The sequence below is a fragment of the Paludifilum halophilum genome, assembly GCF_002245355.1.
GTDB classification, from domain to species: Bacteria; Bacillota; Bacilli; order Thermoactinomycetales; family DSM-45169; genus Paludifilum; species Paludifilum halophilum.
In genome coordinates, this window is sequence record NZ_NOWF01000028.1 from 1 (window position 1) to 2,152 (window position 2,152).

At 51.8% G+C, this 2,152-nt stretch carries 1 protein-coding gene; it reads right to left on the reverse strand.

Features of this window, described 5'->3' with window-relative positions:
* Window positions 1–2,120, reverse strand: a 2,120-nt coding sequence (locus CHM34_RS18240; RefSeq protein ID WP_141201772.1) for a distal tail protein Dit, incomplete at its 3' end; no start/stop codon positions are given.
* Between the last annotated feature and the right edge of the window lie 32 nt (window positions 2,121–2,152).

Below are 2,152 nucleotides of genomic sequence, written 5' to 3' on the forward strand. Positions count from 1 at the left end.
ACGGCATCGTCGCTATCCGGCTCCACTGTCCATAGCTGACGGTGAAGGGTCGGTGTTGTTTCGGGATCGCTGGTTTTCAACACCTGCCGCGTGTAAACGGCCTTCCCGGTCATATCCGTACCGACTTCTGCGCCCGGTAGTTCCCCGGTATTTGTAGCTTGAACCCATGCGTTCGGGTCGGGGTCTTCCCCTTCGTTGACCACTTGAGCGTAAACCTCTACATCCTCCGATCCGTCCGGCGTCGTATCCCAACTAATATACGATCCGCCAACGCTTCCAAAGTCTCCGAAGGTGATCGGGTCGGATATGCGCTCCCCCTCCGGAACATAAGCGGTCGTAACTTCATAATCCGCCCGATCAACCTCCGGTGTGAACTCGACATCATCTGTGGTCAACTGAAACCGATATTGAAAATAGGTGTCGGACAAATCGGCGTCGGTATCAAGCCCCGGCATTTCCCCGCCGTTCTCCGTTACCTCTTGCCAATCTGTCCAACTTTCTTGATTGTCGTAGGAAAAACGGACATAAGGCGTTATCGTCGAACCCGGCGGAAAAGTTTTCACCGTCCACGAAAAGGAAGAAGTCGCCGCCCGGCCAACTTGAGAAAGGTTAATCACTGGGCTATCACGGTATCCGCTGGGATGACGTCCGGAAACAAAGTCGGCGTCAAAGGAATCCAAATAAACCGAGTCAATGCTGTCCCGGCTCGTCATGGTCCAGCGAAACCGCCAGTCATACCCGGTTACATCGTCACCCTTTGAAAACCCCGGAATCGATCCGGATTCGGATGATAGCTCCGTTTCGTTCCAAGTGTCCCCACCATCCGTGGACAGCCCGGAATAAGCGGATGTCGAGTAATCATAAGCCTCGGTGGCAACAATCCTTCTGGAATAGGAGGAAGACGCTAAAACGCCCACTCCGGATAATGACGCCAAATCACCCACAAGTTCATCCGTATACGTATGATCGGGAGGCGGTGCGCCGTGGTTGGCGTTGGCATGACCCAGTTTCCAGACCTCAAACGTACAAGGACCGTTATCCAACCCAATGTTAATATAGCCCATCGAAGTAGCCCCGTAATCAAAGACACTTTCCGGCGTAATCTCTGCCCCGTCTTGGTAGAGGGTGAAGTCGGTACCGCCTCTATACACTAAACGGAACCAAGATATCGTTCCTCCGGTGTCAGGCAATTCAACATCAATTCCTCCCGTTTCCGCATCATTTACGGAAACGAAAGGACGCGCTCCGCTCCCCTTCGTGATCCGAGCGCGAAAATCCATTGTTAAAGGCGAACCATTCAATCCGCTGGAATCGCGGCGGATATAGACGCTGTCTTCGTCGGTGTCCCCTTCAAAAATGATTTTTTCACCGTCCAGGGTATAGGTCCCACCGCTCTGGTTTCGAACATACCAGTCGCCATCTTCTCCGACAGATCCCGGCTCAAATCTCGAAATAAACTCCCAACTGGGAATAGATTTGGAGGTGGTATATGAGTAATTAAAATCCTGGCCACTTTTCGCCAAAACAAGAAAGTCATTGTCTTTTTCCTCGGTGTTTTCATGTGTTCCGCCATCCCAGCCTGCATCCACATAGTTAGAGTAGTCTTCACCTTCCTTTGCCAGCTTCAAACCGTCAGGTGTAGCGGCAACACCCGATAGAGTCCCCGCCGCCCAACCTTCCTCGGTGTGGGTGTCCTCTTGCTTCACAATCCCGGCAATCAATTGATCCTTTTCAGGACCATAGGCGAAGGGTTTCGGGCACAAGAAGGTGATCGTTCCTTTCCCGGCATAAATGAGCTCCTCCAACTCCGTACTATCGGATAGGCGGGCAAAATAGGTCATATTTGGCTCGTCGTCAAACACCAATTCCTTGGTTTCTTTCTGCCCCAACCAATCGGCCAGGTCTCTTACCCGTGATCGCAACTCGGCACGGCTTTCCTCGAACAACAAAATGTCCACTTCGATGAGTAGTTCTCCGTAGTCAAATCCATAATCATAAGCTCCGTCACTCCCCGGGATGCTGATCAGATGGTTATTCATCGGGGGAAGAATCCGGCGTGTGGTCTTCAATACCTTCAGACGATACTGATCATTGTGGACTCCCGCAAATGAAAACCCCATTTACCTCCCCCCCTTTCTTAAAACCTGGATTG